This window comes from Lysinibacillus sp. FSL R7-0073 (assembly GCF_038009065.1).
Taxonomy (GTDB): Bacteria; Bacillota; Bacilli; order Bacillales_A; family Planococcaceae; genus Lysinibacillus; species Lysinibacillus fusiformis.
This window is the reverse complement of sequence record NZ_JBBPAS010000001.1, coordinates 4,308,413-4,334,529: the sequence shown is the minus strand read 5'-3', so window position 1 is coordinate 4,334,529 and position 26,117 is coordinate 4,308,413. Positions and strand designations below refer to the sequence as shown.

General features: G+C 36.6%; 25 protein-coding genes. 19 read left to right on the top strand and 6 right to left on the bottom strand.

Going from position 1 to position 26,117, the window contains the following annotated elements:
- Positions 1-71: 71 nt before the first annotated feature.
- From MKY88_RS21760 to MKY88_RS21750, 3 genes are all read left to right on the top strand, one after another.
- On the top strand, positions 72-779 hold the full coding sequence (locus MKY88_RS21760; RefSeq protein WP_328204837.1) for a DsbA family oxidoreductase: 708 nt from the start codon (positions 72-74) through the stop codon (positions 777-779).
- A 195-nt stretch (positions 780-974) separates the two neighbouring features.
- Complete coding sequence (locus MKY88_RS21755; RefSeq protein WP_193833249.1) at positions 975-1,601, top strand: FMN-dependent NADH-azoreductase; 627 nt, start codon at positions 975-977, stop codon at positions 1,599-1,601.
- Positions 1,602-1,905: 304 nt separating this feature from the next.
- A complete protein-coding gene (locus MKY88_RS21750) occupies positions 1,906-4,266 on the top strand; it encodes a bifunctional 2',3'-cyclic-nucleotide 2'-phosphodiesterase/3'-nucleotidase (RefSeq protein ID WP_193833248.1) in 2,361 nt (786 codons plus the stop codon).
- Between the two features lie 39 nt (positions 4,267-4,305).
- On the opposite strand, the gene MKY88_RS21745 is transcribed toward MKY88_RS21750, so the two are convergent.
- Together MKY88_RS21745 and MKY88_RS21740 are read right to left on the bottom strand one after the other, a co-directional pair.
- The gene (locus MKY88_RS21745) at positions 4,306-4,659 is read right to left on the bottom strand and encodes a DUF2500 domain-containing protein (RefSeq protein ID WP_258269482.1); all 354 of its coding nucleotides are present in this window, start codon (positions 4,657-4,659) and stop codon (positions 4,306-4,308) included.
- A 36-nt stretch (positions 4,660-4,695) separates the two neighbouring features.
- Positions 4,696-5,223: a YceI family protein gene (locus tag MKY88_RS21740; protein WP_340814695.1), complete on the bottom strand. Its 528-nt coding sequence runs from the start codon at positions 5,221-5,223 to the stop codon at positions 4,696-4,698.
- A gap of 355 nt (positions 5,224-5,578) precedes the next feature.
- On the opposite strand from MKY88_RS21740, the gene MKY88_RS21735 reads away from it, so the two are divergent.
- From MKY88_RS21735 to MKY88_RS21680, 12 genes are all read left to right on the top strand, one after another.
- Positions 5,579-5,884, top strand: coding sequence for a winged helix-turn-helix transcriptional regulator (locus tag MKY88_RS21735; protein WP_004231981.1), 306 nt, complete (start codon positions 5,579-5,581; stop codon positions 5,882-5,884).
- A 208-nt stretch (positions 5,885-6,092) separates the two neighbouring features.
- Positions 6,093-7,007 carry a UDP-N-acetylmuramate dehydrogenase gene (gene murB / locus MKY88_RS21730; protein ID WP_340814694.1) on the top strand — a complete coding sequence of 305 codons (915 nt, stop codon included), beginning with the start codon at positions 6,093-6,095 and terminating at the stop codon, positions 7,005-7,007.
- Positions 7,008-7,060: 53 nt separating this feature from the next.
- A complete protein-coding gene (locus MKY88_RS21725) occupies positions 7,061-7,816 on the top strand; it encodes an exodeoxyribonuclease III (protein WP_340814693.1) in 756 nt (251 codons plus the stop codon).
- Positions 7,817-8,136: 320 nt separating this feature from the next.
- Positions 8,137-10,506 (top strand): penicillin acylase family protein, encoded by a 2,370-nt coding sequence (locus MKY88_RS21720; protein WP_340814692.1) that lies wholly within the window; start codon positions 8,137-8,139, stop codon positions 10,504-10,506.
- 145 nt (positions 10,507-10,651) lie between these two features.
- A complete protein-coding gene (locus MKY88_RS21715; RefSeq protein ID WP_008177117.1) occupies positions 10,652-11,023 on the top strand; it encodes an ArsR/SmtB family transcription factor in 372 nt (123 codons plus the stop codon).
- Positions 11,004-13,127 (top strand): heavy metal translocating P-type ATPase, encoded by a 2,124-nt coding sequence (locus MKY88_RS21710; RefSeq protein WP_340814691.1) that lies wholly within the window; start codon positions 11,004-11,006, stop codon positions 13,125-13,127. Before MKY88_RS21715 ends, MKY88_RS21710 begins: the two co-directional genes overlap by 20 nt.
- 164 nt (positions 13,128-13,291) lie before the next feature.
- Complete coding sequence (locus MKY88_RS21705) at positions 13,292-13,594, top strand: late competence development ComFB family protein (RefSeq protein ID WP_069482844.1); 303 nt, start codon at positions 13,292-13,294, stop codon at positions 13,592-13,594.
- Between the two features lie 122 nt (positions 13,595-13,716).
- Positions 13,717-14,136, top strand: coding sequence for a transcriptional regulator MntR (mntR, locus tag MKY88_RS21700; RefSeq protein ID WP_008177112.1), 420 nt, complete (start codon positions 13,717-13,719; stop codon positions 14,134-14,136).
- A gap of 29 nt (positions 14,137-14,165) precedes the next feature.
- Complete coding sequence (locus tag MKY88_RS21695) at positions 14,166-15,023, top strand: CvfB family protein (protein WP_193833241.1); 858 nt, start codon at positions 14,166-14,168, stop codon at positions 15,021-15,023.
- A gap of 141 nt (positions 15,024-15,164) precedes the next feature.
- A complete protein-coding gene (locus tag MKY88_RS21690) occupies positions 15,165-16,079 on the top strand; it encodes a DUF1002 domain-containing protein (protein ID WP_258269486.1) in 915 nt (304 codons plus the stop codon).
- A gap of 132 nt (positions 16,080-16,211) precedes the next feature.
- Positions 16,212-16,493: a GNAT family N-acetyltransferase gene (locus MKY88_RS21685; RefSeq protein ID WP_069482841.1), complete on the top strand. Its 282-nt coding sequence runs from the start codon at positions 16,212-16,214 to the stop codon at positions 16,491-16,493.
- 443 nt (positions 16,494-16,936) lie between these two features.
- Positions 16,937-17,245 carry a hypothetical protein gene (locus MKY88_RS21680; protein WP_008177106.1) on the top strand — a complete coding sequence of 103 codons (309 nt, stop codon included), beginning with the start codon at positions 16,937-16,939 and terminating at the stop codon, positions 17,243-17,245.
- Between the two features lie 17 nt (positions 17,246-17,262).
- On the opposite strand, the gene MKY88_RS21675 is transcribed toward MKY88_RS21680, so the two are convergent.
- From MKY88_RS21675 to MKY88_RS21665, 3 genes are all read right to left on the bottom strand, one after another.
- Entirely contained in the window at positions 17,263-18,405 is a 1,143-nt protein-coding gene (locus MKY88_RS21675; RefSeq protein WP_328204828.1) for an MFS transporter, read from the bottom strand.
- A gap of 120 nt (positions 18,406-18,525) precedes the next feature.
- Positions 18,526-20,046 (bottom strand): succinate CoA transferase, encoded by a 1,521-nt coding sequence (locus MKY88_RS21670; RefSeq protein ID WP_328204826.1) that lies wholly within the window; start codon positions 20,044-20,046, stop codon positions 18,526-18,528.
- 349 nt (positions 20,047-20,395) lie between these two features.
- On the bottom strand, positions 20,396-21,046 hold the full coding sequence (locus MKY88_RS21665; protein WP_008177095.1) for a LytTR family DNA-binding domain-containing protein: 651 nt from the start codon (positions 21,044-21,046) through the stop codon (positions 20,396-20,398).
- 505 nt (positions 21,047-21,551) lie between these two features.
- Here MKY88_RS21665 and MKY88_RS21660 point away from each other — a divergent pair.
- From MKY88_RS21660 to MKY88_RS21645, 4 genes are all read left to right on the top strand, one after another.
- Positions 21,552-22,346: a helix-turn-helix transcriptional regulator gene (locus MKY88_RS21660; RefSeq protein WP_069482838.1), complete on the top strand. Its 795-nt coding sequence runs from the start codon at positions 21,552-21,554 to the stop codon at positions 22,344-22,346.
- 168 nt (positions 22,347-22,514) lie between these two features.
- Positions 22,515-23,273, top strand: a complete 759-nt coding sequence (gene yidC, locus MKY88_RS21655; protein ID WP_069482837.1) for a membrane protein insertase YidC — start codon at positions 22,515-22,517, stop codon at positions 23,271-23,273.
- A gap of 51 nt (positions 23,274-23,324) precedes the next feature.
- Complete coding sequence (locus MKY88_RS21650; RefSeq protein ID WP_340814689.1) at positions 23,325-23,576, top strand: hypothetical protein; 252 nt, start codon at positions 23,325-23,327, stop codon at positions 23,574-23,576.
- A gap of 150 nt (positions 23,577-23,726) precedes the next feature.
- On the top strand, positions 23,727-24,509 hold the full coding sequence (locus tag MKY88_RS21645; RefSeq protein ID WP_069482835.1) for a D-alanyl-D-alanine carboxypeptidase family protein: 783 nt from the start codon (positions 23,727-23,729) through the stop codon (positions 24,507-24,509).
- A gap of 52 nt (positions 24,510-24,561) precedes the next feature.
- On the opposite strand, the gene cls is transcribed toward MKY88_RS21645, so the two are convergent.
- Positions 24,562-26,019, bottom strand: coding sequence for a cardiolipin synthase (gene cls, locus MKY88_RS21640; protein WP_069483435.1), 1,458 nt, complete (start codon positions 26,017-26,019; stop codon positions 24,562-24,564).
- Positions 26,020-26,117 lie beyond the last annotated feature (98 nt).

Here is a 26,117-nt window from a genome sequence, read left to right as displayed (position 1 = left end):
TGCGATGAAGCATAAAAATTGCCTTGCGATTTAATCTATCGCTACAATGTATCAAAAGGAGAGTGTGAGTAATGAAAATTGAAATATGGTCTGACTATGTATGTCCATTTTGTTATATTGGTAAAAAACAATTAGAACAAGCGATTGAAGATACTGGCTTTGGAGGGCAAGTGGAGCTCGTTTATAGAAGTTATCAACTTGATCCTAATACCCCAGTAGATTCGAATATTACTGTGTATGAATCATTAGCGAAGAAATATGGTATGACTTTAGAAAAGGCCAAAGAAATGACATTAGGCGTTACTGCCCGTGCGAAAGAAGTAGGCTTAAACTATGACTTTAGTAATCTAATGGAAGAGAATACGTTAAAGGCACATCGACTTGTTAAATGGGCTGAGCAGCGGGGAGATGTTACAGCATTAGTTGAAGCTCTACTGCACAGTCATTTTATAGAGGGAAAACGTATTGGACAAGAAGATGTATTATTAGATATAGCCGAACAAGTAGGATTGCAACGCGCGGAAGTGGCAAAAATTCTTGCTGTGGATGAATTTAAAAATGAGGTGGAAGCGGATATTCAAGAAGGATTGCAGCTTGGAGTTCGTGGGGTACCATTCTTTGTCTTAAACCGCAAATATGGTATTTCCGGTGCCCAGCCACAAGAAGTATTCGAAGATACAATACGTAAAGTGGCTGAGGAAGAGGGCTTACAACCTGGTCTAAAAATGGCTGGCACGGGTGACGCTGGTGTTTGTACAGATGATAACTGTAAATTATAGCGCTAAAATTACTCTAATTACTGAGGGGCTTGACATAACAAGCCTCTTTATTCGTTTTAAATAAAAGTTTTATCAAATATTTCAGTCAAAAGTCTGAGGAAAGTATCGTTGACTTTTTAGAAGAATTTTTTTAAGATAAGTTTATATCTTGAATTCGAGATAATAGACTATGAGATATAAGGGAGATTTTATATAATGAACGTTTTAGTAGTAAAAGCAAACAACCGTCCAGACGGTATTTCAACAAAAATGTACGATACATTTATGGAAAATGTACAAGGTGTAAACGTTACAACTTTTGACGTATTTGCAGAAGATATGCCATACTTTGGGCAAGATCTTTTCAATGCATTTGGTAAAGTACAAAATGGTGGAGAGTTAACAGACATCGAATCACGTCTTTTAGCTGCAAAACAAAAAGCGATGGATGCATTAACAGCAGCTGATTTAGTAGTATTTGCTTTCCCACTTTGGAACTTAACTATTCCAGCACCTTTACAAACATTTATTGACTATGTGTACCAAGCAGGTTTCACATTCAAATACGGTGAAGATGGCCAAATGGTTAGCTTAATGACTGATAAAAAAGCGATTATCTTAAATGCTCGTGGTGGCTATTACTCAATACCAGAAGCACAGCCAATGGAAATGTCAGTAAACTACATTAAAAATGTAGTAGGCGGCGTGTTTGGTATGGAAATTATCGAAGAAGTAATTATTGAAGGTCACAATGCATCACCTGATAAAGCACAAGAAATTATTGCAAATGGCCTAGAAGAAGTGAAAAAAGTAGCTCAGTCACTTCAAGCAGTAAACGCGTAAAAAATATTTTTTAATAAAAGACCTCTCAAATTTGAGAGGCCTTTTTTTATTTTGCGAACAGAGGTATGGTGTCGTATAGAAGTCGGATATATTGGTATTAACTATATATTCGGAATTTACATTTCCTAACATTCTATTGGAGATGTAAAAATAAAAATGATAGAAAAATGTGATTTTATAGGAAAGTAATAACCCATTCTTTTATAAATACATATAATTAGGACTAATTATTCAGTAAAAAATAGAGTTAGTTTAATATAATAGTATCTGTAGGAAAATACTAGATGAATAAGGAGGTTGTTGTATGAACAAGAAATTAATAACTAAATTCTTAGCCATGCTACTAGTTTTATTCGCGTTGATACCATTTGGATTCACTGCTAATGCTGCTTCCAATGAAGTTACACGTGCTGATTATGTAAAAGAATTAGTAGAAAGCTTAGATGTCGAGATAGGTGATGGTTCTTCCCTTACTTTTACGGATGTCTCTAAGGATTTAGCACCATATGTAGAAAAGGCTGTACAGTTAAAACTTATAAAAGGAAAAACGGCAACTACATTTGGTCCAAACGATAAATTGACACGTCAACAAGCATTTGTTATATCGGCTCGTGGACTTGTCAGTGAAAACGCTTCCCTTGTGGTCTTAGACCAATTTAAGGATGCTGATCAAATTGCTGAAGCTTATAAACAAGATTTAGCTAATGCTGTCGCAGCAAATATTCTTCAAGCGTTTGAGGATAATACGATCCGTCCTCGTGACTATGTAACACATGAGCAAATGGAAAGTATTGTAGAGCGCTTTGTAGCAGAATACAAGGCACCATCTAATGGAGTGTCAGTAGATCTTCAAATTTTAGGAACTACAGATATTCATACAAATTTAGCTAATTATAATTACTATTTAGATGCTCCATCATCTGAGGTTGGTTTAGCTAATACAGCTACATTAATTGAACAAGCTCGTACTAAAAACCCTAACACATTACTATTCGATAATGGAGATTTAATTCAAGGTACGCCACTCGGCTCTTATAAAGCGTTAGAAAGTGTATTAAAGCCAGGGGAAGTACATCCGGCTATTGCAGCTCTTAACGCTTTAAAATATGATGGTGGAACTTTAGGAAACCATGAATTCAACTATGGTCTAGATTTCTTAACTGAAGTCTTAAATGATGCCAAATATCCAGTCGTAAATGCTAATACTTACGATGCTAAAACAAAAAAGCGTATGTTTACACCTTATGTCATTCTTGATAAAGAAGTAGTGGACAATGCAGGTAAGAAGCATACACTGAAAGTTGGTGTGACAGGGATTGTACCAACAAAAATTGTTGAATGGGATGCCATTCATTTAGCTGGTAAAGTTGACATGCAAGAACCTGTTGAAGCAGTAAAAGAAGTAGTACCTGAAATGCAGAAGGCTGGAGCAGACGTAATTGTTGTTCTTTCCCATTCAGGTATTGGTGAGGACACTTACGTGGAAGGCGCTGAAAATGTTGGCTATCAACTAGCTGGAATTGATGGAATTGATGCTTTGATTACAGGGCACTCCCACTTAACATTCCCAGGTGACTACAAAGATTTGAAAGATGTAGATCAAGAGAAGGGAACGATTCACGGTGTTCCAACAGTTATGGCAGGTAGCTATGGTAGCCATCTTGGTGTCATTGATCTAAAACTAGAACAACAAGGATCAGAGTGGGTTGTAGTAGATGGTAGTGGGTCATTGCAATCAATCAAGCAAGAAGGTTTACAACCATCCACTATGGTATTAGAAGCTGTTAAACAAGCACATGAAGGCACTTTAACTTATATTCGCCAGCCTGTTGGTGAAACAACTGCGCCAATCCATAGTTATTTCTCAATGGTGCAAGATGATCCTTCTATTCAAATCGTAACACAAGCACAAAAATGGTTTATTGAACAGGAATTAAAGGGGACGGCTGATGAAAAAACTCCGATTCTCTCTGCTGGGGCGCCTTTTAAAGCAGGTTCACGAAATAATCCATTAGATTATACAAACATTCCAGTTGGTCCACTTGCCATTAAAAATATGGCGGACATTTATCATTACGATAATACTGTAGCAACAATTAAAGTAACAGGTGCACAAGCCGTTGAGTGGTTAGAGATGGCTGCAGGTATTTTTGCAACGATTGACCCGAATAAGACGGAAGAGCAAAATATCATTGATTCAGAAGCACGCTCCTATAATTTTGACGTGTTAGATGGCTTAACCTATCAAATTGATGTGACATCTCCATCTAAATATGACCGTCGTGGTAATCTTGTTGATGAAAAGGCGAACCGTATTAAAAATGTACAGTATAATGGTAAACCAATTGATTTAAAACAAGAATTCATTATCATTACAAATAATTACCGTGTTGGTGGTTCGTATGGAGCGACATTTAAAAATACGGACGGCTCGAATATAACTAACTATGCATATGAAAATCGTCAAGCTGTAGTTGATTATATTATGGCAAATAAAACAATTAACCCTGCTGCGGATAACAACTGGTCATTTGTACCATTCCCAGCCAAGACGAAAGTTGTTTATCTATCTGCGAAAGATGCACAAAAATTTATCTCAGCAGATAGCAACATTGAATATTTAGAAGATACAGAGGCAGGATTTGCAAAATATTTAATTAAATAAAACTAAAAGGGAGAGTACGATTAAATCGCTACTCTCCCTTTATTGTCTTTCGAATGTATGGAAACGTGTGCCCTGATACGTTAGAAGACCAATGTCACCTTCTACTAGCTGTCCAAAATCACGACCATTCACTTTTAATTCCTGACGCTCCCCATTTCGTTCTTCAAATGTGATGAAATAGGAAGTATATGCCGCAGAATTATTAGAGCCTCCTCGAATATTCGTGCGTTTTGTCACAACCTTAGCGGGTACAGTTAAGGTTTGTGAGTGGTTGTTTTTAGACCAAATGACAATAGCTTTAATAAGGCTGAAGGCGATGCTACCAAAAACAATAAAAAAGACCATTGTAATAAAGCTCGATTCAAATGTAATTCCGTTATCAAACCATAGCATTTAAAGTTTCCTCTTTCCTTAAGGGTAAATCAATAGCTAAAGGGGGCTTAACTCGACATCTACCACAATGTCAATCTCATCACTGATTAATACGCCGCCTGTTTCTAAAATTGTATTATAGACTAAATTAAAATCGCGACGATCAATTTGTGCCTTTGCCTGAAAACCATATACTTCTTGTGCCCAAGGATTAATACCGTTTCCTGTATATAATGTTGTAAATACGATAGGTTTTGTTATGTTTTTAATCGTTAAATCCCCATGTATCAAAAAAGTTTTATCATCTTGTGTATCAATATATGTAGAGGTAAAAACTATTTTTGGATAGACGTCTGCATCAAAAAAATCTGGAGAAACAAGGTGTACATCACGGTCATGATTTTTTGTGGAGACACTAGCCACTGCAATGGTAATAGAGATACTTGCATCCTGCATTTGCTCAATATTGGCTGCAGCAATTTCAGCGTTGTACGATTCGAAAGTACCGTGAATTCTAGATATCATCATATGTCGTACAGAAAAACTTAGTGTGGAATGACTGATATCAATAGTGTATTTTTTCATTTGAAAACCCCCTAAAACAGCATTCTACAACGAATAATAAAGTAAACAAATACCATATTCAATGGGTTTTTCATAAATAGGAAAGGATAATCACTAATTAAAGTGTAAACTGTGAACATTTACAAGACTTAAAATAAATAGTTAGTCATATTACTGATGTATAGGGCATTTTATTATTAGGAGGACGGATGGTTAACGATGGAAGTTTCCACCGTAATTGAAAAAGACTGAAAATCAAAGTTACTATTTGTAATTAAGTATATAAAAGTATATTAATTATGTTATGTAAATAAGTTACTCTAAATTTACATTCCCTGCAATAATCGTTACAATAGTTACATAGAGGTGAAGAAATATGAATGAGACAACTTTATGTCCTCGTTTAGCTAAAGCAATGGATTTAATCGGAAAACGATGGACGGGTTTAATATTATATCAATTATTAGATGGACCACAGCGTTTTAATGAAATAGAGTCTGCATTACCTGTTAGTGGGCGTTTATTATCAGAACGTTTGAAGGAATTGGAAAAAGAAGGACTTGTTGAACGTAAAGTGTATTCTGAGGTCCCAGTACGAGTTGAATATTCATTAACAGATAAAGGGCAAGCACTAGAGGGCGCTATCCGTAATATTGAAACATGGGCAAGTAGCTGGCTTTAAAGTGCATGGCTTGTTCTTTAGGTAGTATTGTGCCAAAAACGACACTTGGAATGACTGTCAATTTTCTTTATAATATTCATCATCTCTGCACAGGACTTACCTGTCTTTTTATGTGTGATAAAAATACCCTTCATTTTACTTGTCAAATTGGGGTTCTAAATCCATACTGGTGTAGAGTAAGAAGGACGTTAGAAAGGAATTAGCTCTCATGACAAAACAACAATGGGCAAAGGATTTAGCGAAGAGCATTAATCCTGCCAATATTAAGTTAGATGAATCATTACAACAATATACAATGACAAAATTAGGTGGCAAAGCAGATGTTTTTGTTCTTCCTGATACAGAAGAAGCAGCAGCATTTGTAATTCGCTATGCATATATAAATAATATTCCTTTATTAATGTTAGGTAACGGATCTAATATGGTTGTTCGTGATGGTGGTCATAGAGGAATCGTTGTAACATTTTCAAATTTAGATGAGATTCGTATTAATGGTGAACATGTTTATGCCCAAAGTGGAGCGTTGATTAAAGATGTGTCGAAACTATCTGCAAAAGCATCTTTAACAGGCTTCGAGTTTGCCTGTGGTATCCCTGGATCAATTGGTGGTGCAATGGCTATGAACGCAGGTGCTTATGGCGGTGAGATTAAAGATATAATAGTTTCATCTAAAGTGTTAACAAAAGAGGGAGAAATTTTAACCTTGTCAAAGGAAGAGCTTGAGCTTGGTTATCGTAAAAGCATTATTGCGAAGAAAGGCTATTACGTGTTATCCTCTGAGTTTCAATTAGCTCCTGGCGTACAGGAGCTAATTGATGCGAAGATTGCTGACTTAACATTTCAGCGAGAATCTAAGCAACCATTAGAATATCCATCTGCGGGAAGTGTTTTTAAACGCCCACCAGGTCATTTTGCAGGTAAGCTTATTCAAGATAGTGGCTTACAAGGCAAAGGGGTAGGCGGGGCAGAGGTCTCTACGAAGCATGCTGGTTTTATTGTCAATAAAGGAAATGCTACTGCTTCTGATTATATTGCAACTATTCAAATGGTACAGCGGATTGTGAAAGAAAAATTTGGTATTGAATTAGAAACGGAAGTTAAAATTGTTGGTGATGATCTATAATGTGACGCTCTTCGCTTGAGTCGAAGGGCGTTTTTTTAAGGAGTGAGAATGAGATGAAATTTATATCATGGAATGTTAATGGAATTAGAGCTTGCCTGGGGAAAGGCTTTCTAGATTTCTTTCATCAAATAGAGGCAGATTTTTTTTGTATCCAGGAAACGAAATGTCAGGCGGGACAAGTAGAGCTTGCACTAGATGGTTATGAACAATATTGGAACTATGCTCAAAAGAAAGGCTACTCGGGAACGGCTATATTTACAAAGCATAGACCATTGTCTGTTAAGTATGGAGTTGGCAATGAAGATTCTCAGGATGAGGGTAGAATTATTACTTTAGAATATCAAGATTTCTATTTAGTAAATGTTTATACCCCCAATGCACAGCGAGATCTAGCAAGATTACCACTTCGTCTAACTTGGGAAGATCATTTAGCCAGCTATTTACAAGACCTGAATACCAAGAAGCCTGTTGTCTATTGTGGTGATCTAAATGTTGCACACACTGAAATAGATTTGAAAAATGCTAAATCGAATATGGGAAATTCCGGATTTACATATGAGGAGCGTGCGAAATTTTCGGAGCTTTTAGCCAGTGGTTTTGTAGATTCTTTCAGATACAAGCATCCTAATGAAACTGACCATTTTACATGGTGGTCCTATATGAATAAAGTACGGGAACGAAATATTGGTTGGCGCATCGACTACTTTATAGTTTCGGAGCAATTAAAAAATCAAATTGATCAAGCGACTATTCACCCACACATCATGGGCAGCGACCATTGTCCCATTGAATTACAACTACATGGCTAGCATTAAAAAACGTATTTTCTATTTGGAAAATACGTTTTTTTTATTTTTGCAATAATAATAGAATTAGGTAATTCATTCAAAAAAAGGCAACTAATTAAAGGAAAGCCATTTATCTATGAAATTCGTTTTTAACAATGCTTTGTAGCCTTCGAATAGCCAATTGTTTATACTAATCTAATAGCGAATGATGACAAAATTTTGTATTTAAAGATGGATTTACTTACATAAAACACGGATATTCGCTCGGAGTAATCTTTTAGTCCTTGTTTTAAGGATTTTAAGAGGTAGTAAAGAATATAGTGCACAGAGGGGGTAATGAGGTGGAAAAGAGAAAGTTCAAATGGAGAAAGTGGCTCATCGTCCTTACTGGAATCGTAGCGACTTTAGCTATCGTAGCTTTTATCGGATTTACATGGTTTATGAATAAATCTAAGCCGATGATTGATGGTGAATTAGCTGTCAATATTTTAGAGCAGGATGTGTCGGTTACAAGGGATGACAAAGGGGTTCCTCATATTTTTGCAAAGACAGATGCTGATTTATATCGTGCACAAGGTTATGTTCAGGCACAAGATCGATTATTCCAAATGGATTTAGCGCGAAGACAGGCGAGTGGTCGATTATCAGAAATTATTGGGGAAGCAACGATAAATACGGACAAACACTTTCGTACATTTAGCTTACGTGATGCCGCTGAGAAATCACTCGCAGCCTATGATGAGGAAAGCAAGCAAGTACTGGAGTGGTATGCAGAAGGGGTAAATGCATTTATTGTGCAAGCTAAGGAAAATAAAACTTTAAGCTACGAATTTTCATTATTGGGCTACGAGCCAGAGGAATGGACAGTCGTGGATTCTTTAACGATTGGGAAGTATATGGCATATGATTTGGGAGGGAATTGGAATACACTTGCCTTCCGTCACTGGGCTTTACAAAATTTTGATGAAGAAAAGGCGAAAGAATTATTTATTAAATACCCTGAAAATGCCTCTTCTATTATCGAGGCAAATATTAAAAATCCTGTAGTGGTAGCAGGACAATTTAATGCAGATCTATTGCCTAATGAATTTAACGGCAGTAATAACTGGGTTGTTTCTGGTGATAAAACTAAATCAGGTACACCTATTTTGGCGGATGATCCTCACCTAGGATTAAGTACTCCATCTATTTGGTATCAGATGCATCTGCAATCCCCACAACAAAATGTTAGTGGTGTCATTTTTGCAGGAATCCCAGGTATTATTTTAGGTCATAATGATGATATAGCATGGGGTGTGACGAATGTTGGCCCAGATGTGCAAGATTTATATATTGAAATACCTAATCCCGATAATCCAACGCAATACCGCTACGATGGAAAGTGGGAGCAGGCCGAGGTTCGTGATGAATCTATTAAGGTGAAGGACGGAGAAACCGTAGACTTTGAAGTGGTGGTGACACGCCATGGTCCAATTATGACGGATCTAGCATTCAAAGATACTGAGCCAACTGCACAATTTTCAATGCAGTGGACAGCGCTTCAATCAACTGCAGAATTACGTGCAGTAATTGGTTTTAATAAGGCGAAATCTTGGGATGACTTTGAAAAAGCTTTAGAAGACTTTAAAGCACCTGCGCAGAACTTCGTTTTTGCCTCGAAGGATGGCACAATTGCTTATAAAGCAAATGGTCAAATTCCTATTCGTAAGCAAGGTGATGGTCAATTGCCAGTTCCAGGTGATTCTAGTGACTATGGTTGGGATGGTTTTATTTCATGGGATGAGCTACCAACAATAGTGAATCCAGAGGAAGGCTTTATTGCGACCGCCAATAATCAAGTAGTAGGAGAAGATTATCCTTATCACATTACAGATTTCTGGGCTCAGCCTTACCGTTTTGAACGAATTAAAGAAGTACTTGTGGCGAATGATTCGATAACGGTGGAGGATATGATGAACTTGCAAATGGATCAACATAATCTCTATGCAAGGGAATTCCTTCCTAGTTTATTAACATCTATGAAAGCGCAAGATCAGGATGGTAAGTACGCAGAGATTATTACCATGCTGGAGAATTGGGATATGGTGGATGCTAAGGAATCAGGAGCACCACTCGTATTCCATACGCTAATGACCAAATTACAGGAAGTGTTGTTTAAAGATCAAATGCCTGCAGATATGTACGACATTATGCATGGTAAATTTAATATTACGGACCAGCTTTTACGCACTGCCTATGCAGGGGGGAAGAGTATTTGGATAGAAGAGCAAGGTGGAGTTGATGCAACAGTTTACAAGGCACTTGAACTTACCATTGCACAATTAGAAGATCAATTTGGTAAAAATGCATCCAAGTGGCAATGGGGTGATTTCCACCAACTCACTTTTAATCATACTTTAGGTAGTGCTTCTCCAATTTTAGCTGCCTATTTTAATGCTAAAAAGGTTCCAATTGGAGGCTCCAAAGTGACGGTACAGGCCGCTGATAATGATCTTTCTGGTAATGTGGATCATGGTGCTTCTTGGCGTTTTGTTGTGGATGTGGGTGATTTAACTTCAGGCTATCATATTGTTGGACCTGGTCAAAGTGGTCATGTTAAGTCTGATTGGTACCAAGACCAAGTACTTGATTGGGCAAATGGTGATTATCATCAAACTTTTGTAAAACAGGAAGATATTAAAGGTAAAACATTAAAATTAAAAGCGAAGTAACAAAAAAGATTAGCGTACTTTTTTAAAGTACGTTAATTTTTTTACTAGGATATAAATCACAACATTCAAATATTCATTTGAATAAGATGGAATAATATGTTACATTGAATACAATCAAACGAATATTTGAATGAGGTGAGGTACAATGCCAAAAGAAATTTGTGAGGTGACACAAGTACATGAAGAAGCAGTCACTAAGGTACAACAACAAATGCCTGATCTATCAGGGGTAGCAAAGTTTTTAAAAGCATTATCTGATGAAACAAGGCTTAAAATCGCCTTTGCTTTAACGGTAGAGGATGAATTATGTGTTTGTGATGTAGCATCGATTATTGGCTCGTCAGTCGCAACAGCATCACATCATTTACGTTATTTAAAAGATAATAATTTAGCAAAGTCACACCGCAAAGGGAAGCAGATGTATTACTCTTTAGCGGATGAGCATGTATTTCAAATTGTAACAATTGCCTATGAACATGCGAAAGAGGGGATTGCGAATGGTAGCGACGCCAACTAAACAAGAATACAGATTGCAAAATCTTTCCTGTGCTAGCTGTGCAGCGAAGTTTGAGAAAAATGTAAAGTCTATTCCTGAGGTGGAGGATGCACAAGTCAACTTTGGTGCTTCTAAAATAACGGTAGTCGGCAACATTAGTGTGAATCAAATTGAAGAAGCAGGTGCCTTTGATGGGATCAAGGTGTCGCAATCAGCAGTGAGAACAGTTGAAAAATCTACACCTTTTTACCGTAAAAAAGAAAATATTTTGGCAGGGATATCTTTGTTCTTTGTCATTCTAGGATATTTATTTGTTTCTATGCAGGGAGAAACAAACCCGATCCCAATAGCCATGTTCATCATAGCTATTCTTGTAGGGGGAATTGGTATTTTTAAAACGGGCTTCCGTAATTTAGCTCGCTTTGAATTCGATATGAAGACCCTTATGACAATCGCTATTATTGGAGCTGCTATTATTGGGGAATGGGAAGAAGCGGCAGTTGTAGTCTTTCTATTTGCGGTGAGTGAAGCACTTGAAGCTTACTCTATGGATAAGGCAAGACAATCTATTCGAGGGTTAATGGATATCGCTCCACCAACAGCTATTATTAAAAGAGCACATGGCGAGCATTTTCATGAGCTTGAACTGCCGACGGAAGATATCGAGATAGGGGATATTTTACTTGTAAAGCCTGGGCAAAAGATTGCGATGGATGGCATTGTCATTAGCGGGCTATCTGCAGTGAATCAAGCTGCTATAACAGGTGAGTCCATTCCGGTGAATAAAACAGTGAATGATGAAGTATTCGCAGGTACATTAAATGAAGAGGGTGCGCTTGAAGTTCGCGTGACAAAGCGAGTAGAAGATACAACAATTGCTAAGATCATTCATCTTGTAGAAGAGGCACAGGCAGAAAAAGCACCTTCTCAGCAATTTGTAGATCGCTTTGCCAAGTATTACACACCAGCTATTATAATTGTTGCTTTTTTAGTAGCTGTTATTCCACCTTTATTTATAGGCGATTGGCAGCACTGGATTTACCAAGGCTTAGCGGTGTTAGTGGTAGGATGTCCTTGTGCACTCGTTGTTTCTACACCGGTGGCTATAGTCACTGCGATTGGGAATGCTGCAAGACAAGGTGTACTTATTAAAGGCGGGATTCATTTAGAACAATTAGGACATATTGAAGCGGTAGCCTTTGATAAAACAGGTACATTAACCGAAGGACAGCCAGCCGTTACGGATATAGTGACAATGGATGGTTGGTCAGAGGACTATGTATTACAACTAGTAGCAGCAGTAGAAAAACAGTCCCAGCACCCTTTGGCAAAAGCTATATTAAATAGATTACACGATAAAAATTTATCTGAGCTAGTGCCTACAGAATTCCAATCAGTCACAGGCAAAGGAGCCTTTGCAACGGTTGATCAGCAGATTATTTACGTAGGTAGCATGAAGTGGGTATCCACATTAGCTTCTATCGATAAAAATATAGAAAATCAGGTTAAAAAACTACAGGAACAGGGTAAGACAGTAGTAGCAGCAGTTTCGAAAAGCCAACTCATTGGATTAATTGGGATTGCTGATCAATTGCGTCATGAAAGTAAGGATGTATTGAAAAAACTTAATGCCCTAAAAGTAAAGCATATGGTGATGTTAACAGGAGATGCAGAGCCTACTGCTAAGGCAATTGCTACATCATTACAGGTAACAGATGTGCGTGCTGGTTTATTACCAGAGGAAAAATTAATGGCGATTAAAGATTTACGTGCACAGTTTGGAGCCGTAGCAATGGTTGGGGATGGCGTTAATGATGCGCCAGCATTGGCCACTGCAAATGTGGGAATTGCAATGGGAGGAGCAGGCACAGATGCAGCCCTTGAGACAGCTGATATTGCCTTAATGGGTGACGATTTAACAAAGCTCCCATACACAATTGGGTTAAGCAGAAAAACACTACGCATTATTAAAGAAAATATTATTTTTGCCCTAGCCTTAAAATTAATTGCGTTATTGCTAGTTATCCCAGGATGGCTGACATTATGGATAGCAATTTTTGCAGATATGGGTGCAACCTTATTAGTTGTTTTTAATTCATTAAGACTAATAAAAGCAAAAAAGTAGTAGGTAAGATGTGATTTTACTGTAAAAAGTAGGAGATTAATCTTACTTTGACACTACTAATTTTGTGCGAATAGATGCTACTAGTGATTCTTGAAAAAGAACTTTTTAAAAGCTATTATAGTTTCAGGAGTAATGTAACCATTCAATATAAATGAGGCGAAAGTTTGAATAAGTCAGATCCTATTTTAGTAAACGTTACAGAAGAGATTGTGCGTGGTTTAGTAAGCTTTTTACTACGAGGACCGGAATATCAAACATTTTGTAAATGCGAAATCTGTGAACTAGACACGGTGGCACTTACACTAAATGCATTGCCGAGTAAGTATGTTACATCTATGGAAGCTAGAGACGCGGCATTTAAGGAAATGAATACTCCTGAAAGTATTGAGCGCATTAACAAAGAGATTATTCACGCGTTACATGTGGTAAATAAGTATCCTCGACACAAAGTGGAGCCTACTTCTTAAATGAAGAGGCTCTTTTTAAGTTGTACAGGTAGTGATTTTCTGGCATATGTATTTTCAGTTAACTTTTAAGCCAAGCTTGTAGTAAACTAGAGAGTAAGAAAAGGAAAGAGAGGGAAAAAGATATGCCAACACCTAGTATGGAGGACCATATCGAACAAATTTATTTACTAATCGCTAACAAAGGATATGCGCGAGTGTCTGACATTGCTGAAGCATTATCTGTTCTTCCTTCTTCTGTTACAAAAATGGTTCAAAAATTAGATAAAGATGGTTATTTAGTTTATGAAAAATACCGTGGACTGACATTGACGCCGAAAGGCGAAAAGCTTGGAAAGCGTCTTGTGCAGCGCCATGAATTGCTCGAGCAGTTTTTACGAATGATTGGTGTGGATGAAGAGCGAATATATAATGATGTTGAAGGAATAGAGCATCATTTAAGTTGGAATTCAATCGATCGTATAGCAGACCTTGTGCAAGTAATGGAAGAGAATCCAGACATCGTGAAAAAATTAGAGGCATCAAAGACACAGCACAATCTATAAAATGATGGTGTGAAGGAAAGGGAGACAATATGGACGCATTAAAATCAGGTGAAGTCGTTACATTAACGGTATTAGAGCAACAAACATCAAAATGGATTTTAACAAATGGAGTTGAAGAACTTCCTTTAAATGCTTCAGAGGTAACAGAGCCGCTAACAGTAGGTGATCGCCTTGAAGTATTTTTATTTGTAGATCGACGAGGGGATCTGGCTGCTACAACAGCTATCCCAGCTTTTACACAAGGAGAATATGGTTGGGCAAGAGTGCTAAAAGTAGTAGAACGTGAAGGGGCTTATGTAGATATTGGTTCCTCCCGTGAAGTATTAGTAAAAGCAGAGGATTTACCACCATTAAAAGAGGTGTGGCCGGTTCCAGGCGATCATTTATTTATGACACTACGCACAGATCGTAACGGTGATTTATTTGGACGATTAGCAACAGAAGAAAAGATTTCTGAGCTATATGAAGGTGCATTTGAAGATTTGCATAATAAAAACATTCAGGCACGTCCATATCGTTTGTTACCAGTTGGCTCGTTTTTGCTAGGTGTAGAACATCCATATCGTATTTTTGTGCATGAATCAGAGCTCAATGCGGAGCCACGCTTGGGACAAGATGTAGTAGTTCGAATTATTGATGTAAAAGAAGATGGTTCAATGAACGGTTCTCTTTTGCCTCGAAAACACGAGCGCCTTTCCGATGATGCGCAGCAAATTTTGAGCTATCTACAGGATGTTGGGGGCAAAATGCCATTTGGCGATAAATCCTCTCCTGAAGAAATTCAAGAAATGTTTCATATGAGTAAGGGTGCCTTTAAACGTGCCTTAGGAACATTGATGAAAGCTGGTAAAGTGAAGCAACAGGACGGCTGGACTGAGGAAGTCTAGTGAACGTTTAAAAATAAACCAAAAAATAGCGACAAGAGACATCCTTGAAACCTTCTCTTCTTTTTTACGTACTAATAACTGTATAGTGGTATACATTATACAGGCTAATTATGAGGTTTTATCGAAAGGGGGTCACACGATTTGAAAAAAACTTGGATTAAAATACTAACAGCTACTATGTTGGTATTTGGTGTGATGGCACCAGCGACAGGGTTTGCATCTGATAATACGCCTCCGAAAGCAATTGATGAGAAGTTAGGCGTACCAATCATTGTATATGGGGCAAATTTATCTGAAGCTGAAAAAGAGTCAGTAAAGAAATCATTGAAAGTAAATGAAGAACCTGAAATCGAAGAAATAACGGTATCAGGTCAGGATTTAGTTAAATACATTAAAGATAGTAATTCAAGTTCCCGCATGTATTCTTCTGCTAAAATTACACGAAGAGATGCAGGGGAAGGTCTAGTAATAGAAATTGTCACACCAACAAATATTACACAGGTGACATCTGAAATGTACGCGAATGCAATGTTAACGGCGGGGATTGAAGATGCTACAGTACAGGTGGCTGCACCTAAGGCGGTAACAGGGCATTCGGCGTTAGTAGGTATTTACAAGGCATACGAGGTCACTACAGGTGAAACGCTTGATATTGAACGAACAGATGTAGCAAATGAGGAGTTATCAGTTGCGACATCTATTGCTGAATCTGCAGGTGTGGATGATGCAAAGGTAGCTGAATTACTAACAGAAATTAAAAAACAAATTGCTGAATTAAAGCCAGCTACACGTGAAGACGTTGAAAAAATCGTTCAAGAGCAATTAAACAAGCTTGAAATCAATTTAAGTGAAAAGGACCGTCAATTGCTTGTAGATTTAATGGATAAAATCAGTAAGCTGGATATTGATTTCAGTAAATGGTCTGAACAATTAAACGATATTAGTAATACGATTCAGGAAAAGTTTGGCTCTCTTATGGAAGATAAAGGCTTCTGGGAGAGTGTGAAAAGCTTCTTTGCTAATTTAAAAGATACTATATCTTCTTGGTTTAACTAATAATGAATAATAAAAGAATCTGTCATACTCATATACTTGAATGAGTGGACAGATTCTTTTTGTTTAGAAGAGTCGCAAGTTTTGGGAAAATCCAAAAAGCTATGGTACTATGAATAAAAGGAGTGGTGAAAAATGGAATTTCAATTACAGCAATTAGCAGGGAATAAATTTGCATTTTTGAATGAGCAAGCAGGGGAAAGACTTGCAGAAATTACTTGGCAGCAAAACGGGCAAGTAATGGTAATGGATCACACATATGTATCAGATAAACTCCGAGGTCAAGGGGTGGCCAAACAATTGCTTGATCAGGCAGCACAGTATGCGCGAGAACATGATTATAAGATGGAAGCGGTTTGTTCCTATGTAGTTGCGGCCTTTGCCAAATCAGATGCTTATAATGATGTAAAACGATAAAATAAAGGCAATCTGCTTATAGGGTAAGCGGATTGCCTTTTAATTGCTAAAGTAACTCATTCAAGTAGCTCCTTACAGAAGAATAACACCATAAATTAGTACGGTTAAAAGGCCTGCCCCACCTACTAATGAAGCCATGTCTATCCAATCATACGCTAAATCGAATTCCTTCATCATAATCACGCTCCTATTATTAGTATTAATTTATTAATTCCCTTTACTTGCCTTTTATAATCATAAAAAATTACATAATTATAATAAATGTCGAAAATTAAGCTAAATGTTAATAGAAGAATGGTTAGTACGGCGGATATTTAGGCAAGTATATTTCTTATTCTTATATATATGCAGATAGAGATAAAAAAATAAATGTTTATTCTTCTAAGAATAGGGAAAAACTATAGTACAGAGCTAGTTTCTATATTTTTAGGAGGTAATAAATTATGGCTAAACGAAAAGGAACAGGTGTTGTCATTGCAGGATTAGCGGGATTAGCAGCATCTTATTTAAGTAAAAAAGAGAACCGTGATAAAGCACTATCGATGTTTAATAATATGAAATCAAGATTAGAATCCTATCTGACAACAGGTCCTGATATGCACGACAATATTGCAGAACGCGTATCAACAGAGGTAGCAACAGAGGCTGGTACTTCTCCAACGAAGATCGCCTCAAATGAAATGGTCGCTGAAGGTGGAGGACATACTGGTGTCCACTTCTATAATGAGGAAATTCAAGATAAGGAAAAATAATGACAAAACCTTCTCATCTATGCATGAGAAGGTCTTTTGTGTGGGAATAGGATTACTCCTGCAAATATTAATAATACAATTCCCGTAAAGATAAAGCCGCTGATCACTCCAAGTGATAGCCATCCTAACAAGGAAGAACCTAATACTACACCGAGAGAGAAAAATGCATAGAAATAACCATATGCTTTTCCTCGTATTTCAGCAGTTGTGGAATCTATTAAAAGTGAATTGACGGAAGGGAAAAGGAATCCAAACCCTACCCCATAACATGCCATTGCTAGGTAAAGCAAAGAGCTAGAATCCGCTTGGCTAATTAATAATTGGCTTAATCCCATTAATCCAATACCGAGTGACAATGTTTTTAGAGGATTAACCTTATCAAAAATACGATTAGTTGGTAATAAAAAAACAAGTACAGCGATAATACCAAATGTGCTCATCAATGTGCCACTTAAACGGGAGTCAAAGCCTAGAGATTGAACTTTGAGCGGTAGAAGATATGCAATTACACCTTGTGAAAACATTAAAAAGAAGGCTCCTGAAAATGCCTTTAATGTTCCTGTATTATTAAAGAATACACTTATCGGAATATATGTACTTGGTGCCGCTTTCTCTTTTTTTACTTGATTTGCTCTTAGTAAAAAGAAAGAAAGGATACCTAATAAAAGCATGAAGCTTGCAGAGATATTAAAAACAAATGGGACACTTGTCCGGCTTGCTAGAATACCACTAAAAGCAGGGCCAATAATAGCAGCAATACCAACAAATGCGCCAGAAATAGCACTACCCTTACCTCTTTTTTCTTGCTCAGTAGCATTTGCTAAAAATGTAAAGGCGGCAGGGACAATGAAGCCTGCAACAAGTCCATGAATAAAACGGACTACTAAAAGCGCAATAGGCTCCTCTACTAAATTATAAAGTGTTAACGATAAACCAGTTGTTATGAGACCAACGATGAGTATGATAAAAGGTCCTTTGCGATCCGTTAAAAAGCCTGAAATGATATTACCAAATGTATTGGATAACGAATACATACCTACTGCAAGACCTGTAAGGAATGCCGATGCGCCTAAAGACTCTGCATATGTACTCATAACAGGTAGCTGGGTAAAAAGGTCGAAAAAAGAAAAGAAAATAATTACATAAATAAATTTTTTCATAGCTCCTCCCATGAATTAGAACAAATTAGTAAGTTAGTTGCATATATTCTATTATAACATTTCCAATAAAAAAGAACGCCCAATAAGTTTTCACTTAGTAGGCGTCCAGAAAATTGATGATTAAGCTTTTGAAACTTCTTTTTTCATTGTTTTGTTTTTAGCAAGGTTTACATGCCAAGAAAGTGCTTCCTCTAAAAGGTGAGGCGTTTGATGGCTACCAGTTGCTTCGACAGCACGGTTATAGTAATCCCATAATTGCTCTTTATAATCTGGGTGTGCACAGTTTTCAATAATTAAAGGTACACGTTCTTGTGGCGCAAGACCACGTAAGTCAGCGATACCTTGTTCTGTTACGATAACATCTACATCATGCTCAGTATGATCAACGTGAGATACCATTGGCACGATAGAAGAAATTGCTCCACCTTTTGCGTATGATTTTGTAACAAAAATACCAAGGCGTGCATTACGAGCGAAGTCTCCTGAACCACCGATACCGTTCATCATACGAGTACCAGAGACATGTGTTGAGTTTACGTTACCATAGATATCTAACTCAAGAGCTGTGTTGATTGAGATAAGACCCAAACGACGGATAAGTTCAGGGTGGTTAGAAATTTCTTGTGGACGTAAGCAAATTTTATCAGCATATTTTTCTAAATTGCCATATACTTTTTGCTGTAATTCTTCAGTAAGTGTAATTGAAGTTGCAGCGGCAAATTTAACCTTACCTGCATCGATTAAGTTAAATACTGCATCTTGAAGTACTTCTGATGCCACAATTAAATCTTCAAATTCTGAATCTGCAAAGCCATCAAGTACAGCGTTTGCAACAGAACCAACACCAGATTGTAATGGCATTAATTGTTTTGTTAAACGACCTGCTTTAATTTCATCGCGGAAGAAGTCTAATAAAATGTTTGCCATATTTTGTGTTTCTTCATCTGGAGGTACGATTAATGAAGGAGCATCTGGCTCTTCAGAAATAACAATTGCTTTAATTTTAGCTGGATCCACTTTAATACCGATATCACCAAGGCGTTGCATAGCGTCTGTCATTGGAATAGCTTCACGCTTACCTTGTTCGCCAGGTACATAAATATCATGGATGCCGATTAAAGCTTCAGGATGAGAAATGTTTAACTCGATAATAATATTTTCGGCATATTCTGCAAAGATAGGTGAGTTACCTACAGAGTTTGTTGGAATGATTAACCCATCTTCAGTAATAGCAACCGCTTCAAGAATTAAATACTTGATTGGTCCGATAATTCCTTGGCGCACTAGCTCAGCATTATGAGAAAGGTGAGCATCTACATATAAAACATCACCAGAGTTAATTAAATTACGGATACCAGCGTCTCCTTGGAATGGTCCACGTTTTCGAATGGCACCAGCTTCTGCTAAGTACTTATCCACTTCTGGTCCTAAAGATGCACCTGTGTATACATCAATTTTGAATTCTTCATTTTTTGCTCGCTCAACTAATGCCATTGGCACAACTTTTGCGTCCCCAGCACGAGTAAAACCACTCATCCCAACTACATCACCATTAGAAATAAGCGCTGCTGCTTCTTCAGCAGTGACAATTTTACTCTCAAGTTCTTTTAAACCTAGGCGTTTTTGAACATTTGCATCCATAAAAAAATCCTCCCCTAAATAATTTTGATGGAAACCGATTACAAAACTAGAAAAAACATTTGAGAATTTTCTGTTTATTCAGTTGTAGTATGACTCCAACCATTTGAATAATACTATCACCAAATTGTCACAATTACTTTATGAATAGCATTAAATTGAGTAAAAAAAGGAAAATCGAGCATTAAGATGATTTTTCGACAGAGAAAACGTTTTATTGTAGAGCTGTATAAATATAGGAAATTTCTACATAAAAACTATGCAAAAATTGTTAATAGAGGACAAGAGGGGGCTCTTTAGGAATAAAAAAATACAGCGAACAATCCACATACATTGCTCGCTGTACTTAAAATTAGAAACCTAAAGATCGACGGAAATAGCTTGCATAGCGTTGGCTAACAGGGATACGAGTACCATCTTTCATAATTAATAAAAACGTTGAGTGAGAATCTGGTTGAATTTCATCGATGTAGTCAATGTTAACGATGTAAGAGCGGTGACAACGAATAAATGAATCGGGTGCTAAAAATAGCTCTAAATCACTTAGGTTTAAACGGTGATAACCTTCACGAGACATTGTTTTAACAAATGTTTTACGGAGTTGTGTTTCTAAATAAATCACTTGATCATGCTTAATTGGGTACCAGCAATCATCGATTTTAATGGTAATGTAGTTTGTTAAGAATGCTGATGGTTTTTGCGGGAAGATAGCAGTAATAGCTCCTTTAGTTTCGCCTTCCTCCATTAAAGGAATACTCATACCGTAATATGCTACACCGAAAACATCAGGTTCGATGTATGAGCTAATTTTTTGGCCATAGCTTAGGGCTTTATGAGCCGCTGAACCTTCTTTAATAGGATCGCCAGGTTTAATTTTTAAATCAACTTTTTTACTTGGCTGGTAATACAAATACTCATTGGTATCAGAGATAGCAATGGAAGTATTTTCAGGGAAGAATTCCTTAATAATCTCCATAATTTCTTCTATTTGTTTTGGTTCCACTTTATACACCTCGTCTAAACTTTTAAAAATAGTATTATCATCTATTTTACTACATAATCATATAAATTATATAGAGAAGATTTAGGAATAAAATAGAAAAATGTCGATTGACTCATTAGAATGGTGAAATTTGTCTTGTATAATTTGTAAATACATTTATATAATTACTAATTTATTTTGATACGTATATGGTAAAATTTAATTGTTAGGAATAAGTTTACAAGGTTTCTACTATGCCTATGTGATAAATTAGAACTAGAGTAGCAATTAAAATTTGGTTGAAAGGAAATCGCAGAATATGGTAAAATTCACTGTATAGTCTATTTTCTTGTGTTCTGGTGTTTAAGTTAGGTTATTTATAAGGTTGTTTTTTAAAAAAAATGTGAAATAGGACTCAGTTCTCAAGATAAATTAATAAATACTATTTTCTTATTTTTTATTCATTGGGATTGATGTCAAATATTGTAATGCAGTTCGTGCACTCTGAGGAAAGATGGGGAAGATTATGCAACTACATCAACATTCTATGTCAGAAACGATTTCCAAAAGATACTTCCAAGAAATCGATAATATAAATCAATATATCGGCGTCGAAGAATTTTTTAATATTGAGTCGAAATTAATTTTTGAAATTTACCATTTAGAATCCACCAAAGCGAAGAAATCTTTACATGAATTAATTGATATTCTTTCAATTCGTTTTGGGAAACAGGTCATTAAAATTGTTCGAGGTTATTTTTCCGTTTTGTCTTCGATCGTTGCTCGAAAATTGCTAGACAATCAAGTACCTTCGAAAAAGGCATTTGCTTTCAATATCGCTTGTAATGATATGATCGAAAACCAAATGAAAGACGCAGAATTTTTGCAATTTGCCGATGATTTAATTGATTTCTTTGTTTATTTTATTGCAGATCGCAAACAACCGACTTTCCGTCATCAGACTGTCAACAAAGTGATCATGTATATAAATGATGAATTAGAAAATGATTTAACTGTGGAAAGTATTGCTAACAACTTCCATATAAGTACTAGTCACTTATCACGTATTTTTAGAGAACATGTAGGTATTACATTAGTTGAATACTTAAATGTTAGACGTGTAGAAGAGTCTCAATACTACTTACGACATACAAACAAAAGTATTACATCTATATCTGATCAATTCCATTTCTGTAACCAAAGTTATTTTACACGTATTTTCAAAAAGTATACTGGTGTTACGCCGAAGCATTTTAGAGATGAGCTTCATCATGAATTTTACCGATTTGAAATGACTGAGACAGAATTGCAAAATGCATAGCTTTTGAGCATAGAAAAATAATAGGTGCGGAGGTGTTAGCTATACTGCTATAGCTCGCACCTTTTTTTATGAAAATAACAAACATAAATAGTAGCACTTGCTATTTGATAAAGATAGACCCTATAAGGTATACTTCACAGTAGTTGATAAATTATAGTAGGTGGAAAAATGAAAAATTTGAAACTATTTTCAATGCTTGGGCTAGCTGTTTTTGTACTTAGTGGCTGTCAAGCAGTGCAAAACAAAGAAGGTTTTTTCTATAGTATCTTTGTAAAACCTATGGAATTTTTACTGGAATTTTTCGGGAACGATATCTTTGCAGGTAGTTATGGTTTAGCAATCATTGCGATTACTGTTCTAATCCGTTTAGTCTTAATGCCAATTATGTTGAAAAATTATCGTCAACAACAATTGATGAAAACAAAAATGGATGCGTTCAAGCCTGAAATGGAAGCAGTTCAGAAAAAAATGAAAGAAGCTAAGACAAAAGAAGAGCAAACGCAATATCAACAAGAAATGATGGCTCTCTATCAAAAGCATGGCATTAATCCATTAAATATGGGATGCTTACCAATGCTAATCCAAATGCCGATTATTATGGGTCTTTATTTCTCGATTTTATATTCAACAGATGTGAAGTCACATGAATTTTTATGGTTTAGCTTAGGGTCACCTGATATCGTCATGACGATTGTAGCGGGGATTGTGTACCTCGTTCAGGCACGAGTATCATTATGGACTGTACCTGAGCAGCAAAAAGCTCAAATGAAAATGTTTATTTATATTTCACCAATTATGATTGTCTTTATTTCAATGTCATCTATGGCAGCATTACCTTTATATTGGTCTGTCAGCGGTGCGTTGTTAATTCTACAAACATATATTGGGCGAAAGTATTATTCGCAACATCCAGAAAAAGCAAAATAATTTATTCATGTCGAGGCGCCTCTGTTGCCTCGATTTTTTTAGGGGGACAACATGATGAACAGAAAATGGCTATCATCCATTTTAGTCGCTATTTTTAGTATTGCGGCACTTGTATTTATTATTATAGGGAAATTCAATTTTGCAGTACTTGCAATGACGATTATGTTTGCCATGTCAAATGGCTTTAGAGCAAAAAGTTTTGAAGAACAAGGGTATGGAAAAGAAGCGAAATGGATGAAGTATATGGCGATATTTTTTGCGATAGCTTCAATCAGCGTATTCATCATTATTCTTACAGACTAATATTTACAAAATAACAGGTGAATTTCACACCTGAAAATGTGAACAGTGCTAAAATGAGATTATATTAATCAAGTAATAAAATAAGATAAGTATTTACAGAGGGAGGACCTACTCTTTTCGTATGTGCTATTTTTAAAAGGGGCATAAATAGTGAAAAACAATCGTCTTTTGCTCATCATGGGTGCTTTGATTTCTGTTGCGTTAATCGTATCTATTTTTGTAGTTTACAACTATAAAAATAATCAAGTAAATAGTGCATCTGATGAGCAACCAAAATCTACAGAAACAAATAAATCAACAGGGCAAGATTCTTCTACAACAGAGAAGACAGACACTACACCTGAAACACCTGAAAAGCCAGAGCAGCAACCAGACGAAAATGGCTATCTGCCTAATCAAACATTACCTACCGAACCAACTTATATAAAAGGCATTCTGCTAGCAAATAAAATTTATCCGCTTCCTTCTACCTTTGCACCTGAGGAAAATCCAGAAGCAAGACAAGCGCTAAATCAAATGCTAGAGGCTGCCAAGCAACAAGGGTTTGATTTAGTTGCTTTTAGTGGTTATCGTTCTTTTGAATATCAAACAACACTTTATAACAACTATGTTAATCGTGATGGACAAGCAGCGGCAGATCGATACAGTGCTCGTCCAGGCTATTCTGAACACCAAACAGGCTTAGCGTTTGATATAGGAGAGCGAGGAAAAGAAGATTTATGGCTGACAGAGGAATTTGGAGAAACACCAGCAGGGCAATGGTTATTTGCACACGCTCAAGAGTATGGGTTTATTCTACGATTCCCTCAAAACAAAGAGGAAATTACAGGCTATATGTATGAGTCTTGGCATTATCGTTATGTTGGTAAGGATATAGCTAAAGAAATTGCTAAGCAAAGTATTACGCTAGAAGAATATTTAGGCGTGAAATAAGAAAAAGGAAGAGATGCCGTTCTACACGAACAAGCTCTCTTCCTTTTTCATTTTATAAGATAGGAGTTAATAACCGAGATATTGATTCTTTAAATTTGATCAATGATGAACGGTTTTGGTACATCTCCCACGTCAGCTCTGTACAATCAAAAATATCCTTTTCAAACAGCTCCGCCAGCTGATGCGAAATGTTGGCATCATAGATAAAGGCATTAACCTCGAAATTTAAGCTAAAGCTTCGAACATCGATATTAGCTGTACCAACAGAGGAAGCTTCATCATCGATAATAATGGCTTTGGCATGAATAAAGCCCTTTTCATAAATATATACTTTTGCTCCTGCTCGAAGTAGCTGTCCAACATAGGAATATGTAGCCCAATAAACAAACATGTGATCTGGCTTGTTAGGGATCATAATTCGAACATCGATACCGGACAATGTCGCAATTTTAATGGCATCTAAGAAGCTTACATCCGGAATAAAATAAGGCGTTTGAATATAGATATACTTTTGGGCCATATTTATCAGCTTTAAGTAACCAATCTTAATTTGTTCCCAATCGGAGTCAGGTCCGCTTGATACAATTTGTAAACCAACATCACCTTTTTTCGGAATAGCAGGGAAGTAGCGGTCCGAATAGCCCATCTTTTGCTGGGAACTTGCTTGATTCCAATCTAATAAAAAGCGTGTTTGGAGTGGATGTACGGCACTACCTTCAATGCGTAAATGTGTATCTCTCCAATACCCAAACTTTTTTTGTAAGCCTAAATATTCATCCCCAACATTAAAACCTCCGATATAGCCAATACGGCCATCAATGACAACGATTTTTCGGTGATTCCTAAAATTTAAACGGGGATTAAGTAGTGGGAAGATGGAAGGGAAGAACACTTCTACCTCACCTCCGGCATTAAGTAATTCTTTAAAATGACGTTTCTTCACATTACGTGAGCCCATCTCATCATAGAGGAGGCGTACCTTGACACCTTGCTGTGACTTTTTAATTAGTGCTTGAACGATTCGTGTTCCTAAATCATCTAGGCGGAAGATATAGTATTGAATATGGATATGGTCCTTAGCCGCTTCAATATCTTTAAGGAGCTGTTCAAATTTATTGGCCCCATCATCAAAAATATCTAGATGGTTGTCCTGCGTTAAAACGGCATTGTTTGTTCTAAGGTGCATGTAAATCATCTCTTGATAATTCTCTGCATTTGAAATACGAAACTCAAATGTTTCATCACGAATGGCATCCATTTGATAGTTGATGAGCGTATCAATACCGATATCTTTACGCCCTTCCCAACGGAATAAATGTTTTTTTCGTAACTGTCTTCCAAGTAATAGATACAAAATAAACCCAGCTAATGGTATGAAAAATAGTACGAGAATCCATGCCCATGTAGATGTAGCATCTTTACGTTCTAAAAAAATGATAGTCATGGCTAATAAAATATTAAAAAATAAAGTTAAAGGAACTAAATATTCTATATCTGTAAAAATGCTCATTCCTACACCTGCCTTTACTATTGATAATAACATAACTTAGTATAGCCTACTTCAAATGAGGAAAGAAGATTTTAAGTAGCTAGTTAGCATAGAAAAGG

Excerpts from the sequence above, each read along its gene's own strand:
- MKY88_RS21760 (WP_328204837.1), top strand. The coding sequence starts at position 72 with ATGAAAATTGAAATATGGTCTGACTATGTATGTCCATTTTGTTATATT.
- MKY88_RS21755 (WP_193833249.1), top strand. The coding sequence starts at position 975 with ATGAACGTTTTAGTAGTAAAAGCAAACAACCGTCCAGACGGTATTTCA.
- MKY88_RS21750 (WP_193833248.1), top strand. The coding sequence starts at position 1,906 with ATGAACAAGAAATTAATAACTAAATTCTTAGCCATGCTACTAGTTTTA.
- MKY88_RS21745 (WP_258269482.1), bottom strand. The coding sequence starts at position 4,659 with ATGCTATGGTTTGATAACGGAATTACATTTGAATCGAGCTTTATTACA.
- MKY88_RS21740 (WP_340814695.1), bottom strand. The coding sequence starts at position 5,223 with ATGAAAAAATACACTATTGATATCAGTCATTCCACACTAAGTTTTTCT.
- MKY88_RS21735 (WP_004231981.1), top strand. The coding sequence starts at position 5,579 with ATGAATGAGACAACTTTATGTCCTCGTTTAGCTAAAGCAATGGATTTA.
- murB (WP_340814694.1), top strand. The coding sequence starts at position 6,093 with ATGACAAAACAACAATGGGCAAAGGATTTAGCGAAGAGCATTAATCCT.
- MKY88_RS21725 (WP_340814693.1), top strand. The coding sequence starts at position 7,061 with ATGAAATTTATATCATGGAATGTTAATGGAATTAGAGCTTGCCTGGGG.
- MKY88_RS21715 (WP_008177117.1), top strand. The coding sequence starts at position 10,652 with ATGCCAAAAGAAATTTGTGAGGTGACACAAGTACATGAAGAAGCAGTC.
- MKY88_RS21710 (WP_340814691.1), top strand. The coding sequence starts at position 11,004 with ATGGTAGCGACGCCAACTAAACAAGAATACAGATTGCAAAATCTTTCC.
- mntR (WP_008177112.1), top strand. The coding sequence starts at position 13,717 with ATGCCAACACCTAGTATGGAGGACCATATCGAACAAATTTATTTACTA.
- MKY88_RS21695 (WP_193833241.1), top strand. The coding sequence starts at position 14,166 with ATGGACGCATTAAAATCAGGTGAAGTCGTTACATTAACGGTATTAGAG.
- MKY88_RS21685 (WP_069482841.1), top strand. The coding sequence starts at position 16,212 with ATGGAATTTCAATTACAGCAATTAGCAGGGAATAAATTTGCATTTTTG.
- MKY88_RS21680 (WP_008177106.1), top strand. The coding sequence starts at position 16,937 with ATGGCTAAACGAAAAGGAACAGGTGTTGTCATTGCAGGATTAGCGGGA.
- MKY88_RS21675 (WP_328204828.1), bottom strand. The coding sequence starts at position 18,405 with ATGAAAAAATTTATTTATGTAATTATTTTCTTTTCTTTTTTCGACCTT.
- MKY88_RS21670 (WP_328204826.1), bottom strand. The coding sequence starts at position 20,046 with ATGGATGCAAATGTTCAAAAACGCCTAGGTTTAAAAGAACTTGAGAGT.
- MKY88_RS21660 (WP_069482838.1), top strand. The coding sequence starts at position 21,552 with ATGCAACTACATCAACATTCTATGTCAGAAACGATTTCCAAAAGATAC.
- yidC (WP_069482837.1), top strand. The coding sequence starts at position 22,515 with ATGAAAAATTTGAAACTATTTTCAATGCTTGGGCTAGCTGTTTTTGTA.
- MKY88_RS21650 (WP_340814689.1), top strand. The coding sequence starts at position 23,325 with ATGATGAACAGAAAATGGCTATCATCCATTTTAGTCGCTATTTTTAGT.
- cls (WP_069483435.1), bottom strand. The coding sequence starts at position 26,019 with ATGAGCATTTTTACAGATATAGAATATTTAGTTCCTTTAACTTTATTT.